Consider the following 16128-nt stretch of genomic DNA (forward strand, 5'->3'; position numbering starts at 1 on the left):
TGCTTTACCTCGTTGCCTGAGTCATGGTCACCCGCGCGGGCGCTTGTGCCTTGATGCGCAAAGTGTAGAAGCGAGCACTTCAGGGTCACGTTCCGGGCGTCCTTCGGCGTGGCTACTCCATCCATGCCCCCGCCACCACCCTCATCGGAGGCGCTTCGCGCCGCTGGTTTACTGAACGGGTGACCCAAGTACCCGAGACACAGCGACGCACGCTCACGGGCTGGGCGCGGACGGCCCCGACCACCGCCGACGTCCTGAGCACCGCGGACGTCGATGCCATCGCCCGCGCCGTGACGCGGGCCGGCGAGCGCGGTGTCATCGCGCGCGGCCTCGGCCGCTCCTACGGCGACCCGGCGCAGAACGCGGGCGGCCTGGTCGTCGACATGACCGCGCTGAACCGCATCCACTCGATCGACCCGGACAGCGCGCTGGTCGACCTGGACGCCGGCGTCAGCCTCGACCAGCTGATGCGCGAGGCGCTGCCGCACGGTCTGTGGGTCCCGGTGCTCCCGGGCACCCGCCAGGTGACGATCGGCGGCGCGATCGCCAACGACATCCACGGCAAGAACCACCACAGCGCGGGCAGCTTCGGCAACCACGTCGTGTCGATGGACCTGATCACCGCCGACGGCCGGATCCGCACGCTGACGCCGGAGGGCCCGGAAGCCGAGCTGTTCTGGGCGACCGTCGCCGGCATCGGCCTGACCGGGATCATCGTCCGGGCGAAGATCCGGATGACCAAGACGGAGACCGCGTACTTCCTCGCGGACAACGAGCGCACGGACAACCTCGACGAGACGCTCGAGCTGGTCAGCAACGGCTCCGACGACAAGTACACGTATTCGTCGGCGTGGTTCGACACGATCTCGACCGGCTCGAAGCTGGGCCGCGCCGCCTTCGGCCGCGGCTCGCTGGCCAAGCTGGACGAGCTGCCGCCCAAGCTGCGCGCGAACCCGCTCAAGTTCGACGCCCCGCAGCTGGCGACGCTGCCGGACATCTTCCCGAACGGTCTGGCCAACAAGCTGACCTTCGGCGGGATCGGCGAGCTGTACTACCGGAAGACGCCGAAGGAAGCCCGCGGCGTCATCCAGAACCTCACGGCCTTCTACCACCCGCTGGACATGTTCGGCGAGTGGAACCGCGCCTACGGCTCCAAGGGTTTCCTGCAGTACCAGTTCTCGACGCCGCTGAACGCGCACGAGCCGCTGCGCAAGATCGTCCGGAAGATCGCCGAGTCGGGGCACGTGTCCTTCCTCAACGTCTTCAAGCGGATGGGCGAGGGCAACGCGGCGCCGCTGTCGTTCCCGCACCCGGGCTGGATGGTCTGCGTCGACTTCCCGATCAAGCAGGGCCTCGGCCGCTTCTGCCAGGAGCTCGACGACGACGTCCTGGAGCTGGGCGGGCGGCTGTACACCGCGAAGGACTCGCGCACCACGCCCGAGACGTTCGCGAAGATGTACCCGCGGCTCGAAGAATGGCGCAAGATCCGCGCTTCCGTTGACCCCGAAGGCGTTTTCGCCTCTGACATGAGCCGGAGGCTCGAACTGTGATCGACGCGGTGGGCAACCCCCAATCCCTGCTCCTGCTCGGCGGCACCTCCGACATCGCGCTGGCGATCGCCGAGAAGTACCTGGCCGAGAAGCCCCTGCGGGTCGTGCTGGCCGCGCGCCCGTCGCCCCGGCTGGACGCGGCCGCGCAGCGCCTGAAGGACCGCGGCGCCGAGGTGTCCACTGTGGACTTCGACGCCAAGGACACGGCGTCGCACCCGGGCGTGCTGGCCAAGGCGTTCGAGGGCGGCGACATCGACGTGGCCGTCGTGGCGTTCGGCCTGCTCGGCGACCCGGAAGAGGTCTGGCAGGACCACGCGAAGGCCGTCGAGCTGGCGACCGTGAACTACACGGCCGCGGTGTCGGTCGGCGTCGCGCTGTCGGAGAAGCTCAAGGCGCAGGGCCACGGCACGGTGATCGCGCTGTCGTCGGTGGCCGGCGAGCGCGTCCGGCGGTCCAACTTCGTCTACGGCTCCACGAAGGCCGGTTTCGACGGCTTCTACCTGGGTCTGGGCGAGGCGCTCGCGCCGTCCGGCGTGCAGGTGACGGTCGTCCGGCCGGGCCACGTCAAGACGAAGATGACCGAGGGCCTGAAGGACGCTCCCCTGGCGCAGACCGCCGAGCAGGTGGCGGAGACCGCCGTCTCGGCCGCGCGGGCGGGCAAGGACCTCGTGTGGGCGCCGGCGCAGTTCCGCCTGGTGATGTCGGCGCTGCGGCACGTGCCGCGGCCGATCTTCCGCAAGCTCCCGATCTAGGGCGTCCACCCGGGGGTTGACCCGGAACTCCATCCGGGCCCGGTCCGGACGCCGATGTGCCGTCGTGGTCGTCGAAACAGACTGTCACCATGACGACCACGAACAGCAAACGCGCCGGGCTCACGATGCTCCTCCGCGACGTCGCGCTCCCGATGGCCCTGTACTACGTCCTGCGTTCCTTCGGCGTCGACGCGTTGTGGGCGCTGCTGGTCGGTGCGGTGCCACCAGTGCTGCGCACCGGGTACGTCCTGGCCCGGCACCGGCGGATCGACCCGGTCAGCGCGTTCGTGCTGACCGTGCTGCTGATCAACTGCGCGGTGGCGGTGTTCTCCGGTGACGCCCGGCTGCTGCTCGTCCGCAGCGCGTGGATCACGCTGCCGCTCGGCGTGGCGCTGCTGGGGAGCCTGCTCGTCGGGCGGCGCCCGCTGCTGTTCCGGGTCGCCTGCACCTTCCGGCCCGAGCGCGCCGGCGAGCTCGAACAGCTGTGGGGCCGCTCCTCCGCGTTCCGGCAGCGGTGGCGTTCGGCGACGCTGTGGTGGGGCGCCGGGTGCGTCCTGCTGGCCTGCGCCGTCGTCGTGATGGCGTTCACGCTGCCGGTGGACGTCGTGCCGTTCCTCGAGACCGCGCTGACCGTCGTGGCCGTGGTGCTCGGGGTGAAGTTCACGAGGCAGCGGATGGGCGTCAACCGGACGGTGAACGCGTAAGCGCCACCGCGTGGGCGGGCACCAGGTACAGGTTCTGGCTGCCCACCCACGGCGAGTCGATCCGCCAGCTCGCCAGCGCGGCCGGCGGGGGCGCGCGGCGGGTCGTGGCCAGGACCAGGTCCGGGCTGATCGGCGCGACGCTGTGGTCGAAGTTGTGGAAGTTGGCTTCCAGCAGCGCCCGCCCGACCTCGCCGCTGCGGCGCTTCGTCTCGGTGATCGCCGGGTCGACCGCGCCGCGGTCGGAGAACTCGTCGACGAGCTCGCAGTCGCACGCGTAGGCCAGCGCGCCCACCTCGCCCGCGGTCTCCACCTTGCGGCCGTGCGCGATCGCCGCGAGCTCCTGGCCGATCTCGCGGTACTCCGTCGTCGACGCGTGGTTGCTGGTGATGGGCGCGAACTGGCGCGGCAGGCCCGGCACCGCGTACACCGCGACGCCGGCCGCGACCACCGCGGCGGCGGCCGTCCACGTCCCGCGGCGCACGTGCTCCGGCACCGCTGAGGCGACGGCGGCCAGGAAGACGGTCGCGCCGATGATGCTGGGCGCGTAGTACCAGTGGTACGGCGGAACGCCCAGCCGGCTGTACGCGACGTAGTGCAGCGCTCCCGCGACGGCGAGCGCGGCGAACGGCGTCAGCCGGCGGGCGGTCCGGGAGCCGCGGCGGTACAGGACGATCCAGCCGGCCCCGGCCGCCGCGGCGAGCAGCAGCGGCAGGAACGACAGCGCGGCCGCCGCCGGGAAGTTGCGCAAGTAGAGCAGCGGGCCGTTCGTGAAGCTGAACGGTCCCCACGACTGCTGGCTGATCTTGATGACGAGCGTGTCCGGCACGGCCGAGCCGAGCACGAGCCAGCTGAAGCCGAACCACGGGAGCATCACGGCGAGCGCCGAGAACGTCGTGCGCCAGATGCCCACCCAGAAGTCGCGGCGGGCGGCGAACAGCACCGCCGCGATCAGCAGCAGGTCGATCCGGACGAGCGCGAGCAGTCCGATCACGACGCCCAGCCGTCCCGCGTGGCGCTCGCCGGCGTGGACGAGGGCCCAGACGACGCCGGTGGCGCCGAGCGCGACCTCCAGCCCGATCGACGACAGCAGCAGCGGGTTGACCAGCAGCAACGCGAAGGTCAGCGGCGCGAACGCGGGCGGCAGCCCGGTGCGCTCGCCGAGCCGGCGCAGGCCCAGCACGAGCAGGACCTGCGCGACGACGAAGACGATCCCGGCGGCGAGGATGGCGTCGCGGACGACGAACGTGACCGCGCCGAGGGCCAGGACGTTCAGCGGGGACGTCGCGGTGTTCGCCGTCCCCTGCTCGATCAGGCCCCAGTGCGCGTGGAAGGCGAGGTTCTTCGCGTAGGACAGCGTGATGTAGGTGTCATCGATCAGGTGGTGGCTGACCAGGGCGAACACGAGGGCCGAAGCCGCGGCGGCGCCCACCGGGAGAGCCCACGAACGGGCGACGGGCAGGGCCGCCGGCAGCGCACCGGCGGCCTTCGGGAGTTCTGCGGAGGCGCTTCGCATCCCGAACACCGTACCCCGGCCGTGATACTTCCGTGATCTGAGTGGGAGGCCGGTGGCGCAGGCCACATTCCCCGGTGATCAGATGCCGTCGCCGCTCCCCTGGCCTTGGTTGCCGCCTTGGCCTTGGCCTTGGCCGCCGCGGAAGCCCGGGCGGCCGTCGTGGTTGCCGCCGCCGGGGCCGTTGTACTGGCGGTGGATGCCGGGACGGCCGTCGCGGGGGCCGTGGTGGCTCGCGGCGGCGATCCCGCCGACGATGCCGCCGCCGACCAGCAGCCCGAGCACGCCGACCGCGACGAGCTGCGTGGCGCGGTGCCCGACGAACCGCCGGAAGCCCCCGGACTGGCGCGGGGCGGCCTGGGGCGGTCCCCAGGCGCCGTAGGACTGGCCGGGACCGGGCTGGGAGAGCTGAGGGGTGGGCGGCGCCTGCTGGGTGGATCCGGCGGGCGGAGCCTGCTGGCCGAGAACCGCGGTCTGGTCAGCCGCGGGGGCTTGCGGGCCGGGCGCCGGGGCTGCGGCGGCGGGCTGGGCCGGCGCCGTGCCGCCAACGGCCGCCGGTACCTGTGCGGTGCCGCCAACGGCTGCCGGGGTCGCAGGCTGGCCGGGCGCCGGAGCAGCGGGCGGGACCGGCGCCGTGCCGCCAACGGCCGCCGGAGCGGCGGACGGTACCTGTGCGGTCCCGCCATCGGCTGCCGGGGGCGCGGGCTGACCGGACGCCGGAGCGGCGGGCGGGACCGGCGCCGCGCCACCTTCGGCCGCTGGGGGCTCGCTGGGTGCGGCCGGGGTCGTCGTCGTGGGCTGGTCGGCCGCCGCCGGGGTCGTCGGCTGCTCGACGGTGGGCTGGTCGGCTCCCTGCGGGGCCTTCTCCTCGCGCGGCTGGTCGTTCATCGTCGCTCCTGTGGTCACGGGGACGGGCGCAGTGCCCGCCCCCACCACCTCAGGGTGCGCCGGTCAGCTGTGCGTCAGCTGAAACGAACCTGTCGATCCGCCATGAGAAGTCACAGGTAGAACGCCAGGAACAGCGTGATCACCCAGGTCGCGCCGAGTACCTGCAGGATGCGGTCCTTGAGCGCGATCTCCTCGGGCTCGCCCGCGATGCCGCCGTCGACGTCCACCGCGTACCGCAGCACCGCCACCACGAACGGGACCATCGAGATCAGCGCCCACACCGAGTTGTGCTCGGTCTGGCGGATCTCGAACGCCCACAGGCAGTACGACATGATCAGGATCGCCGCCGACGTCGCCCAGACGAACCGCAGGTAGCTGGCCGAATACTTCTTCAGCGACGAGCGGATCTTCGCGCCCGTGCGCTCGAACAGCATGATCTCCGCGTAGCGCTTGCCCGCGACCATGAACAGCGAGCCGAACGCCGTGACCAGCAGGAACCACTGGGACAGCGCGATGCCGCCCGCCACACCACCGGCGATCGAGCGCATCAGGAAGCCCGAGCCGACGATGGCCAGGTCGACCACCGGCTGGTGCTTGAGGCCGAAGCAGTAGCCGAGCTGGACGGCTTCGTAGACCGCCAGCACGACCGCCAGCTGCCAGCTCGCGAAGAACGACACGCCGAGGCCGGCCAGGAAGAACACGACCGCGGCCCCGTACGCGACGGGGACCGGCACGAGGCCGGCCGCGATCGGCCGGTTGCGCTTGGTCGGGTGGGCCCGGTCGGCCTCGACGTCGATGGCGTCGTTGATCAGGTAGACCGAGCTCGCCGTCAGGGAGAAGGCCACGAAGGCGATGAGCGCGTCGATCAGGAGACCGGTGCGGTCGGTCGACTTCGAGAACGCGAAGAACGGGGCCGCGAAGACCAGGACGTTCTTCACCCACTGGCGCGGCCGCGCCGTCTTGATGACGCCGCCGACCAGGCCGAACCGGCCGCGTGCCGCGGGCACCGGAGTCTCCACGGCCTCAGGGTTCACGGCCGTTTCGTCGCTGGGGCGCTGCTCGGTCGTTTCGCTCATGGGTTCTTCTTCAGCTTCCGTCGTATCAGACCACCGACGAGCCCCCCGAGAGCTGCACCGGCCAAAACGTCTGTCGGATAGTGAACGCCGAGCACGAGCCGCGAGGCGAGCATCGGCGGTACCAGGGCGGGCACCAGGTTACGCCCGGTCAATCCGGAGTAGAGCACCGCCGCCGCCGTAGTGGACGTCGCGTGCGACGACGGGAAGCTCAGCTTGCTGGGCGTGCCGACCAGTACCTCGACGCTCGGGTGGTCCGGCCGCGGGCGCCTGACCACGCGTTTCACCGCGATGGACGCGGCGTGCGCGCCGACGACGCCCGCCGCCGCGACCAGCCAGTCCTTGCGGCGCTCCTTATCGGCCGCGGCACCGATCAGGCCGATGCTGAACCAGCCGATGGCGTGCTCACCGAAGTGGGACATGCCGCGCGCGGCTTTCACCGAAACGTCACTCTTCAGAAAGCCCTGCGCCTTCGAAAGGACAGCGACCTCGCCCGCCGGGGCGCCCTTCTCAAGCATCGAGGGACCCGTCGAGCGGCGCGCCGTCGGTCAGGTGCGGGGCGATCTTGTTGTCGAACGCCGACAGCGCCGAGCCGATGGCCATGTGCATGTCGAGGTACTTGTAGGTGCCCAGCCGGCCGCCGAACAGGACGTTGCGCTCGCGCGCCTCGGTCTTGGCCAGCTCGCGGTAGGCCTCGAGCTTCTCGCGGTTCTCCGGCGTGTTGATCGGGTAGTACGGCTCGTCTTCCTCGGTCGCGAAGCGCGAGTACTCGCGGAAGATGACCGTCTTGTCCTTCGGGTAGTCCCGCTCCGGGTGGAAGTGGCGGAACTCGATGATGCGGGTGTAGGGCACTTCCTGGTCGTTGTAGTTGACGACCGAGGTGCCCTGGAAGTCGCCGGTCTCCGCGACCTCGGACTCGAAGTCGACGGTGCGCCAGGTGAACCGGCCCGCCGAGTAGCCGAAGTAGCGGTCCAGCGGACCGGTGTAGACGGTCGGGGTGCCGGCCGGGATGTGCTCGCGGACGTCGAAGTAGTCGACGTTCAGCCGGATCTCGATGTTCTCGTGCTCGGCCATCTTCTCGAGCCACGCGGTGTACCCGTTGACGGGCAGGCCCTCGTAGGTGTCGTTGAAGTACCGGTTGTCGAAGTTGTAGCGGACCGGCAGGCGCGTGATGATGTTCTCGCCCAGGTTCTTGGGGTCGTTCTCCCACTGCTTCGCGGTGTACCCGCGGATGAACGCCTCATAGAGGGGACGGCCGACCAGCGAGATGGCCTTCTCCTCGAGGTTCTGCGCGGCCGAGGTCTCGAACTCGGACGACTGCTTGGCGATCAGCTCGCGCGCCTCGTCCGGCGTGTGGGACTTGCCGAAGAACTGGTTGATCAGGGCCAGGTTCATCGGGAACGAGTAGACCTGGTCCTTGACCCGCGCGAACACGCGGTGCTGGTAGTTGGTGAACTCGGTGAACCGGTTCACGTACTCCCAGACGCGCTTGTTCGAGGTGTGGAACAGGTGCGCGCCGTACTTGTGCACCTCGATCCCGGTCTCGGGCTCGGCCTCGGAGTAGGCGTTGCCGCCGAGGTGGCTCCGGCGCTCCAGGATGAGGACCTTCTTGCCCAGCTCGGCCGCGGCCCGTTCGGCGACGGTCAGGCCGAAGAAACCGGACCCGACGACGACGAGGTCGTAGCCTGCGAAATCGGCTTCAGTAATCTGTGCGGGGTTCGTGTGCGCGCTCACGGGCGTCGAGGGTACGCAGGTCGCTGACCCGGCCCGCACCCGACTATCACATTTCGGCCTACGACACACCTGGAAAGCAGTGCCTGCACCCGAGGACTTCTGGAGTTACTTCGCCGCGGTGGCCACCTACCTGGCCGTGCTGGCGGTCCCCGGCGGGGTCGTCGGGTGGGCCGCCGGCCTGCGCGGCTGGGCCTTGGCCGGGCTCGCGCCGCTGCTCAGCTACGCCATCACCGGCCTCGCCGGTCCGTGGCTCGCCATCGCGCACGTCCCCTACGGCCCGCCGAGTGTCGCCGCCGTCACCCTGCTGCTCGCCGCCGTGCTCTTCGGCCTGCGCCGGCTGTTCGCCGCGCGCGGCTGGTCGACGCCGGGTGCGGAGGAGCCGCCGGTGCCGTGGACGCGCCGCGCGCACCTGGCCGTCGGCGCCTGCGTCGCGATCGCGACCGCCGTCTCGATCGCCGTCGTGGTCTCCGGCCGCGGCGGGACGACCGCGGTGTTCCAGCGCTGGGACACGGTGTTCCACGCGAACGGCATCCGCTACATCGCCGAGACCGGCGACGGCTCGCTGACCGGCATGGGAACCGTCAACTGGTACCCCGACGGCTCCTTCTACCCGAACGCGTACCACCTGGCCGGGGCGCTGGTCTACCAGCTGTCCGGGACGTCGATCCCGGTCACGCTCAACGCCGTGACGATGCCGATCGCCGGGCTGTTCGCGCTGGCCATGGTCGCGCTGGTGCGCCAGCTCGGCGGCCGCGCGGTGTTCGCCGGCAGCGCGGCGCTGGTCGCGGGCGGCGCGACGACCGGGGCGTACGAGTCGGTGTCGAGCGGGCTGCTGCCGTTCGCGCTCGGCATCGTGCTGACGCCGCTGGCGGTGGTCGCGCTGCAGCGGTTCGTCGTGCGGCCGGGCGTCGACACCGGCGCCGTGCTGGCGCTGAGCGCGACCGGCCTGCTCGCCGCGCACTCGAGCGCGTTGTTCGGCGCGATCCTGTTCGCGTTCCCGCTGGTGGTGCAGCGCTGGTACCGGGCGCTGCGCGGCCGCCGCGTCGACGGCGTCGCCGAGGGACGGCGGGCCTGGCGGGTGGTCGGCGGCGACGTGCTGCGGATGCTGCCGGTGATGGTCGCGGCCGGGCTGCTGGCCGCGCCGATGATCCTCGGCGCGATCGGCTTCACGTCGGGGTCGTACCCGTACCACGCCTGGGGCTCGCACATGCCGGTGTGGAAGGCGCTGGCCATGCTGGCGACGTTCAAGCAGGTGCTGCCGGTCCCCCAGATCTGGCTGACGGTGTTCCTCGCGATCGGCGTGCTGACGCTGGGTGCGCTGCGGCGGATGCGCTGGCTGCTGCTTTCGACGTTGGGGCTGTCCGCGCTGTTCGTGGTCGTCGCCTGCTTCGGCGGCGAGGACTGGGTGATCAGCCTGTCGCGGCCCTGGTGGAACGACCGCTTCCGGCTGATGGCGCTGGCCGCGATCCCGCTGTGCCTGCTCGCGGCGCACGGCATGAGCGAGGCGCAGCGGTGGCTGGCGAAGGCCGCCGGGAGCCGCGCGTGGGTGCGGGCGCGGCCGTGGCTGACCGGCCGGGTCGGGCTGGCGTCGGCGGTGCTGCTGGTCGTCGCGATGGGCGTGCTGACCGGCGGGTTCTACCGCGCGGCCAACGCCAAGACGGTGTCGCTGCTCTACTACAACGGCCTGCCCGGCGAGGTGGTCCCGCCGGTGAGCGCGGACGAGATCGAGGCGATGGAGAAGCTGGGCACGCTCGGCATCCCCGCCGACCAGAAGGTGCTCAACGACCGGCTCGACGGCACGGCCTGGATGTACGCGCTGACCGGCGTGCACCCGGTGGCCGGCCACTACGACGCCGGCGTCGCGCCCAAGGACGCGGTGTACCTGGCCGAGCACTTCGCGGACTACGACACCGACCCCGAAGCGCGCGCGGCGATCCGGCGGCTGAACATCCACTACGTGCTGGTGGGCAGCGGCACGATCCGCCGCGACACCCCGATCGCCCGGGGCCTGCAGCACCTGGACGGACACGACTTCGTGCAGCCGGTGTACCGGAACGCGGGTGCCGTGATCTACCGGATCGTGAAGTAGAACGCCCTCGTGGCCGCGGCCCCCCAGCCGCGGCCACGAGGGCCCCCGAACCCCCGGGGTGATCTCGGACGTCTGCAAACAAGGACGCCTGAGGGGCGGCAATCGGTTTCCCGATCACCCGGAAGTCACCCGGACGGCCTAGTGCAGCTCGGGCAGGACGTCGCTCGCCACCTGCTCCAGCACGGCCTCGCGGCCCTCGTACGGGGTCGACGAGCGCGGCCAGTGCGAGATCACGTCGGTGAAGCCCAGCTCGCCCGCGCGGCCCACCGCGTCGCGGAACGCCTCCACGCTGCTCAGCGAGAACACCGGGGACGAGTCCAGGCTCAGGTGCCGCTGGATGCTCGCCCGGTCGCGGCCCACCGCGTCCAAGCGCCGGTCGAAGAGCTCGGTGAGTTCCTTGATGCCCGCCCACCACTCGTCGACCGTCGCGCCGCCCTTGCCCGTCGTCACCCAGCCGGCGCCGAAGCGGGCCGCCAGCGTCATCGTGCGCGGGCCGTTCGCCGCCACCACGAAGGGGAGGCGGGGGCGCTGGACCGGGCCCGGCAGGTTGCGGGCCTCGCGGGCGCGGTAGTACTCGCCGTCGAAGTCGAACTTGTCGGTCATGAGCAGCCCGTCGAGCGCTTCGACGAACTCGGTGAAGCGGTCCGCGCGCTGCTTCGTGGTCAGCTCGGGGGCGCCGAGGACCGCGCCGTCGTAGTGCAGGTGGTCGACGCCCGCGCCGACGCCGAGGACGAACCGGCCGTCGGAGACGTCGTCGAGGGTGATCAGTTCGCGGGTGAACGGCACGGGGTGCCGGGCGACCGGCGACGCCACGAACGTGCCGAGCCGGATGCGGGACGTCACCATCGCCGCCGCGGTCAGGGTCGGGACCGCGGCGAACCACGGGCCGTCGACCAGGTTGCGCCAGCCCAGGTGGTCGTACGTCCACGCGTGGTCGAAGCCGTACTCCTCGGCCGCGCGCCACTTCGGCTCGGCGGCCCACCAACGATCTTCCGGAAGAATGACGATGCCTACTCGCACAGTTCCGAAAAGTAACAGTGAAGCGAAGCTTCCCCATTGAGGGTGGCGGTGGGGAGGAAGGCGGAGGCTAGCGGTAACCACCGACAGTCGCACGGACGGGCGGGGCCCCACCCGAACGTGTCAGGGACAATGGCGGGGTGGAGAGACCCCAGTTGATCGCGTCCGACGTCGACGGCACCCTGCTCGGCCCCTCCGAAACGCTCAGCGCCCGCACCATCGCGACCGTCCGGCGGGCGATCGAGGCGGGCGTGCCGTTCGTGCTGGCCAGCGGCCGGCCGCCGCGGTGGATCGCCCCGGTCGCGAAGCCGCTCGAGCTGACCGGCTACGCCGTGTGCGCGAACGGCGCCGTGCTCTACGACTGCGGCCGCGAGGAGATCCTCGAGGTGCACGGCCTGCTCGCGCCCACGCTGCTGCACGACATCGCGCACGCCCTCGACAAGGCGCTGCCCGGCTGCCGGCTGGCGAGCGAGCGCGTCGCCACCGGCGCGGTCGACCACGACATGCGCAACTTCGTGATCGAGCCGGACTACCACAACCCGTGGGGCGACGGTGAGGGCCGGACCGCGCCGCGGGCCGAGGTGCTCGGGCACCCGGCGATCAAGCTGCTGGTCAGCCACCGCGGGATGGCGTCCGAGGAGATGGCCGACGCGGTGAACGCGCTGTTCGACCGCGAGGTCGACGTCACGTACTCGTCGTCCGGCGGCCTGGTCGAGCTGTCGGCGCACGGCATCACGAAGGCGACCGGGCTGGCCGACCTCGCGCGCCGCCTGGACGTCGACCCGGAGCGGGTGATCGCGTTCGGCGACATGCCGAACGACGTCGAGATGCTGCGCTGGGCCGGCCACGGCGTCGCGATGGAGAACGGGCACCCGCAGGTGCTCGCGGTGGCCGACGAGGTCACCGGCCCGGCCGGCGAAGACGGCGTCGCGCAGGTGCTCGAGCGCTGGTTCTGACCTGTCTGGCGGAGGCCCGGTGTCAGCGGCGGTCGAGCTCGGCCGCTTCGGCCGGGGTAGGTGCCGTGCCGCCCAGGTGGGCCGGCAGCCACCAGCGTTCCTCGTCGGACGCGGGCTGGTCCGGGTAGTCGGCCTGGGCCCGTTCGAGCAGCGCGCTCATCCGGGTGCGCAGCTCCTTCGTGACGACGTCCCAGTCGTCGCCCTTGGCGGGGTGCATCGGCTCGCCGATGAGGATCGAGACCGGCACGTGCCGCCGGGTCAGGTCCTTGGGGCGGCCCTTCGTCCAGAGCCGCTGGGTGCCCCACAGCGCCATCGGCACGACCGGGACGTTCGCCGCCGCGGCCATCCGGACGGCGCCCGACTTGATCTCCTTGACGGTGAACGACCGGCTGATCGTCGCCTCCGGGAAGACGCCGACGACCTCGCCGGCCTGCAGCTTTTCGAGCGCCTCGCGGTAGGAGGCGAGGCCGGCGGAGCGGTCCACCGAGATGTGGTGCATCCCGCGCATCAGCGGCCCGGCGATCTTGTTGTCGAAGATCTCCTTCTTCGCCATGAACCGCGTCAGCCGCTTGGCCGGGCGCGCGCCGAGGCCGCAGAAGATGAAGTCCAGGTAGCTGACGTGGTTGCACGCGATGACCGCGCCGCCGCGGCGCGGGATGTGCTCCGCGCCCTCGACCCGGATGCGGTTGTCGAGCACGCGGAACATCGTCCGGGCCGCGGCGATCACGGGCGGGTACACGAAGTCGGCCATCGCGCCAGGTTACGCGACCGTAGGTTGCGCGCGGCTGTTCAGCGGTGAAGGACACACGGCCAGCACCACGGCCAGCAGGAGCGTGAACAGCGCTACCGATTGGTGCTTGACGCCCTCGATGCCGTCGCCCAGCGCCGCGGTCCCGAACTGCGTCAGCGAGACGGCGAGCAGGAACGCCAGCACCACGCCCAGCGGACTCCGTCGCCGCAACCAGGCCCGGACCAGCACGAACAGCCAGATCGGCGCCAGCGCGAACAGCCCGAGCGGGGCGAGCAGGCCGGTCAGCCACGACACGACCGGCACCCGGTGCTCCTGCGCGTGCGGCGCGAAGCCGGCGTCCTGGTCGAAGCTGCCGAGGTAGTCCGGCCGGGCGGTCAGCTGGTCGGTGGCAGCCCGGTTCAGGACTTCGAGGGTCCGGCCCGGGTGGCTCGCGAAGTAGCCGAGGACGTTCGGCCGGCTCATCAGCTCGCGGTAGCGCGGGTAGAGCGGGTCGATCCGGGCCGGGTGCGGATGCCACCAGCCGTTGCCCGCGTACTGCGCGAACGACGGCGGCAGCCCGAGCGCGGCCAGGTCGGCCCGGGTGTCGTGTTCGCCGTCGACGATGTTGAGGAAGATCGAGTTGAACATGTTGATCTCGCGCGAGTCGTCGCCGGGGAACTCGGTGTACGTGCCGTCGGGGGCGAGCGCGGGTTCGACGCTTCGCTGCGCCGAGAGCGTCACGACACCGATGGCGCCGATGACGAGCACGGCGGCCGCCCACCGCTTGACCCCGCGCAGCGTTCCCGGCCGGACCAGCAGCACCGCGAGCGCGAGGATCGGCAGGATGATCAGCGTCTGCACCTTGGCGTTGACCGCCAGGACGCCGCCGGCGAAGGTGACCGCCATGCCCGCGTAGCTCCACCAGCCTTCGCGCGCGGTCAGCAGGAGACCGCCGACGGCGAGCAGCAGGCCGAGGAAGGCCGCGCCCTCACCGAGGATCGCGGCGAAGTACCCGAAGAACGCCGAGTCGGCGACGACCAGCAGGAGCCCGGCCGCCACGAACAGCCGGACGCGCCGCGCGTAGGGCAGGCCGAGCACGATCGCCGTCACGGCGGCCGCGGCGATGACGCTGCTCAGCAGGCCCAGCACGACCAGGCTCAGCGTCCCGTGCAGGCCGGTCAGCCGGCCGATCCGGACGGCCAGCTCCGCGAGCCAGCTCTGCGTCAGCAGGTACGTCGGCCGGCACGGCGGCGTCCCCGGCGCGGGCGTGTAGGCGAGGTGGACGAACGGCTCGGGCAGGCCCTTCCAGGTGATCCCGGCGCCGCAGAGCACGCGGCCGCCGTCGCCGTTGTTGGACATCGCGACCGGCCTCGGCACCAGGAACCGCAGCACGAACAGGGCGAGCGACGCGCCGAACACCCCGATCCCGAGCCGCGCTTCGGCGGGCAGCCGCCGCTCCGGTGCCTCGAGCTTCACGAAGGACAGGGTACGTAGCGGAAGTCCGGGCCCTTGTCGAGGTCGGCGACCACGGACTTCGCCTGTTCGGCGCGCGGGTACACGGCGACCCAGTACGGCGTGCCGACGCGGCGGAACGTCGCGACCTGGTACTGGCCCGCGTAGACCGGGTCGATGGCGCAGTGCTGGCGGTCGGCGTAGCCGCCGTCGCCCGGCACGGCGACGGTCGGGCGGCGGCCGTTGACGACGTAGTCGTAGTCGGTCGAGACGCCGTCTTCGTGGCGCCCTTCGCGGGCGATGTGGTCGTCGGTGCGGCCGAGGACGTCGATGATGAGCAGCTGGCCGCCGTGTTCGGCGAGCGCGCCGGGCGCGGCGCCGCTGACCACGGACCCGGGCGGCAGGTACTCGCCGAGCCAGCCGCCGATCTCGGCGAGCTGGGTGCCGTTCGCGCGCCAGTCGCGCACGCGGTCGAGCATCTCGGGGCTGAACACCGACACGAGCACCGCGATCCCGGCCAGCCCGCAGGCGGTCACCGGGACCAGCCGGGTCGCGACGGGCCACGACTTCGGCGACGGCCTGGCCTCGACGTCCGCGGTGAGCACGCCGTAGGTGGCGACGGACGCGACAGCGAGCAGCGGTGGCACCGGGGCGAGCAGCCGCCACGACGGGCCGGGGTCGCCGCCGATCAGCACCGCCGCGGCCGCGAGCGCGAGCGCCGTCGCGAACAGGAGCCAGATCAGGGCCCGTGCCTCGCCCGCCGAGCCGCGCCGCAGCAGGAGCGCGACCGCGGCGACCAGCCCGAGCAGCAGGAAGCCCTGGTGGGCCAGCGCGAACCCGGACAGGTACGGCCAGCCGGTGCCGACCGTCGCGTCGAACCCGGCACCGAGCTTCGCGGCCAGCGGCGCGGGCAGGTAGTGCTGGTAGAAGGTCATCCGCCAGGCCAGCCGCGGGATCAGGAACACCAGCGCGCCGAGCAGGTAGCCGGCCGGCGCCCACCAGCTGTGCTGCTTCTTCGCGGCGGCGCCGGCCAGCCAGAGCCCGGCCAGCACGGCCACGACGAGCCCTTCCGGGCTGGTCATCACGGCGAACGCGACCAGCACCCCGGCCACGACCGGGCGGCGAGCGGCGAGCGAGTAGCCGACGGCGAGGACGATCAGCACGAACAGCGGGACCTCGGAGCCGGACGGCCCGTAGACGGCCAGGCCGCCCGCGCTCGCCGTGAGCACCGCGGCGGCGACGCCGAGCGCGGCGCGCGGCTCGGTGCCCGCCGGCGTGGCCGCGGCGACGATCCGGTTGACCAGGAAGTACGCGAGCAGCACGCAGCCGAGCGCCGAGACGACCCCGAACACGACGGCGGCGGTGTGGACGTCCGCGCCGAACGCCGCACGCGGCAGGGCGATCAGCACCAGCCAGAAGAAGTTCGTGTAGCCCTCGACGCGTTCGCCGGGGTTGAAGACGGGTCCGTTGCCGTCGGCGATGTTCTGCGCGTACCGGAAGGACACCAGCGCGTCCTCGGTGACGGTCGCGAACAGCAGCTGGTGCAGCAGCGAGAGCCCGAGGGTGAGCGCGAGGACCGTGCCGCGCCAGCCGCGCTCGGCGTCGAGCCGGGTCCAGGAGAGGACCACGATCGCGGCGAGGACGAGCCACGCCACCACGACCGTGTAGACCAC

General features: G+C 71.8%; 14 protein-coding genes. 5 read left to right on the forward strand and 9 right to left on the reverse strand.

Annotated features, from left to right (window positions below; genetic code table 11):
- The first annotated feature begins 179 nt into the window (after positions 1-179).
- From MUY14_RS35495 to MUY14_RS35505, 3 genes are all read left to right on the forward strand, one after another.
- On the forward strand, positions 180-1550 hold the full coding sequence (locus MUY14_RS35495; protein ID WP_247015846.1) for an FAD-binding oxidoreductase: 1371 nt from the start codon (positions 180-182) through the stop codon (positions 1548-1550).
- Positions 1547-2302: a decaprenylphospho-beta-D-erythro-pentofuranosid-2-ulose 2-reductase gene (locus MUY14_RS35500; protein ID WP_247015848.1), complete on the forward strand. Its 756-nt coding sequence runs from the start codon at positions 1547-1549 to the stop codon at positions 2300-2302. The genes MUY14_RS35495 and MUY14_RS35500 overlap by 4 nt, the downstream gene beginning before the upstream one ends.
- A gap of 89 nt (positions 2303-2391) precedes the next feature.
- The gene (locus MUY14_RS35505; RefSeq protein ID WP_247015850.1) at positions 2392-3006 is read left to right on the forward strand and encodes a VC0807 family protein; all 615 of its coding nucleotides are present in this window, start codon (positions 2392-2394) and stop codon (positions 3004-3006) included.
- Here the strand turns inward: MUY14_RS35505 and MUY14_RS35510 are convergent.
- From MUY14_RS35510 to glf, 5 genes are all read right to left on the reverse strand, one after another.
- A complete protein-coding gene (locus MUY14_RS35510; RefSeq protein ID WP_247015852.1) occupies positions 2984-4519 on the reverse strand; it encodes a hypothetical protein in 1536 nt (511 codons plus the stop codon). The genes MUY14_RS35505 and MUY14_RS35510 overlap by 23 nt on opposite strands.
- A gap of 78 nt (positions 4520-4597) precedes the next feature.
- Entirely contained in the window at positions 4598-5404 is an 807-nt protein-coding gene (locus MUY14_RS35515) for a hypothetical protein (protein WP_247015854.1), read from the reverse strand.
- 110 nt (positions 5405-5514) lie between these two features.
- Positions 5515-6480: a decaprenyl-phosphate phosphoribosyltransferase gene (locus tag MUY14_RS35520; protein ID WP_247015856.1), complete on the reverse strand. Its 966-nt coding sequence runs from the start codon at positions 6478-6480 to the stop codon at positions 5515-5517.
- Positions 6477-6995 (reverse strand): phosphatase PAP2 family protein, encoded by a 519-nt coding sequence (locus tag MUY14_RS35525; protein WP_247015858.1) that lies wholly within the window; start codon positions 6993-6995, stop codon positions 6477-6479. Before MUY14_RS35525 ends, MUY14_RS35520 begins: the two co-directional genes overlap by 4 nt.
- Positions 6988-8211: a UDP-galactopyranose mutase gene (gene glf, locus MUY14_RS35530; protein ID WP_247015860.1), complete on the reverse strand. Its 1224-nt coding sequence runs from the start codon at positions 8209-8211 to the stop codon at positions 6988-6990. The genes MUY14_RS35525 and glf overlap by 8 nt, the downstream gene beginning before the upstream one ends.
- A gap of 79 nt (positions 8212-8290) precedes the next feature.
- Here glf and MUY14_RS35535 point away from each other — a divergent pair, with 79 nt between their 5' ends.
- Positions 8291-10300 carry a DUF6541 family protein gene (locus tag MUY14_RS35535; RefSeq protein ID WP_247015862.1) on the forward strand — a complete coding sequence of 670 codons (2010 nt, stop codon included), beginning with the start codon at positions 8291-8293 and terminating at the stop codon, positions 10298-10300.
- 138 nt (positions 10301-10438) lie between these two features.
- Here MUY14_RS35535 and MUY14_RS35540 read toward each other — a convergent pair whose 3' ends face one another.
- Positions 10439-11320, reverse strand: coding sequence for an LLM class flavin-dependent oxidoreductase (locus tag MUY14_RS35540; protein ID WP_247015865.1), 882 nt, complete (start codon positions 11318-11320; stop codon positions 10439-10441).
- A 152-nt stretch (positions 11321-11472) separates the two neighbouring features.
- Between MUY14_RS35540 and MUY14_RS35545 the strand changes: the two genes are divergently transcribed.
- Positions 11473-12273 (forward strand): HAD family hydrolase, encoded by an 801-nt coding sequence (locus MUY14_RS35545; RefSeq protein ID WP_247025408.1) that lies wholly within the window; start codon positions 11473-11475, stop codon positions 12271-12273.
- A 22-nt stretch (positions 12274-12295) separates the two neighbouring features.
- On the opposite strand, the gene MUY14_RS35550 is transcribed toward MUY14_RS35545, so the two are convergent.
- From MUY14_RS35550 to MUY14_RS35560, 3 genes are read right to left on the reverse strand one after another with little or no spacing between them, the layout of a single operon-like run.
- Positions 12296-13024: a 1-acyl-sn-glycerol-3-phosphate acyltransferase gene (locus MUY14_RS35550; protein WP_247015867.1), complete on the reverse strand. Its 729-nt coding sequence runs from the start codon at positions 13022-13024 to the stop codon at positions 12296-12298.
- Between the two features lie 9 nt (positions 13025-13033).
- The gene (locus MUY14_RS35555) at positions 13034-14479 is read right to left on the reverse strand and encodes a hypothetical protein (protein WP_247015869.1); all 1446 of its coding nucleotides are present in this window, start codon (positions 14477-14479) and stop codon (positions 13034-13036) included.
- Complete coding sequence (locus MUY14_RS35560; protein WP_247015871.1) at positions 14476-16128, reverse strand: hypothetical protein; 1653 nt, start codon at positions 16126-16128, stop codon at positions 14476-14478. The genes MUY14_RS35555 and MUY14_RS35560 overlap by 4 nt, the downstream gene beginning before the upstream one ends.

It is taken from the genome of Amycolatopsis sp. FBCC-B4732 (genome assembly GCF_023008405.1).
GTDB classification, from domain to species: domain Bacteria; phylum Actinomycetota; class Actinomycetes; order Mycobacteriales; family Pseudonocardiaceae; genus Amycolatopsis; species Amycolatopsis pretoriensis_A.

Excerpts from the sequence above, each read along its gene's own strand:
- MUY14_RS35505 (WP_247015850.1), top strand. The coding sequence starts at position 2,392 with ATGACGACCACGAACAGCAAACGCGCCGGGCTCACGATGCTCCTCCGC.
- MUY14_RS35510 (WP_247015852.1), bottom strand. The coding sequence starts at position 4,519 with ATGCGAAGCGCCTCCGCAGAACTCCCGAAGGCCGCCGGTGCGCTGCCG.
- MUY14_RS35515 (WP_247015854.1), bottom strand. The coding sequence starts at position 5,404 with ATGAACGACCAGCCGCGCGAGGAGAAGGCCCCGCAGGGAGCCGACCAG.
- MUY14_RS35520 (WP_247015856.1), bottom strand. The coding sequence starts at position 6,480 with ATGAGCGAAACGACCGAGCAGCGCCCCAGCGACGAAACGGCCGTGAAC.
- MUY14_RS35525 (WP_247015858.1), bottom strand. The coding sequence starts at position 6,995 with ATGCTTGAGAAGGGCGCCCCGGCGGGCGAGGTCGCTGTCCTTTCGAAG.
- MUY14_RS35550 (WP_247015867.1), bottom strand. The coding sequence starts at position 13,024 with ATGGCCGACTTCGTGTACCCGCCCGTGATCGCCGCGGCCCGGACGATG.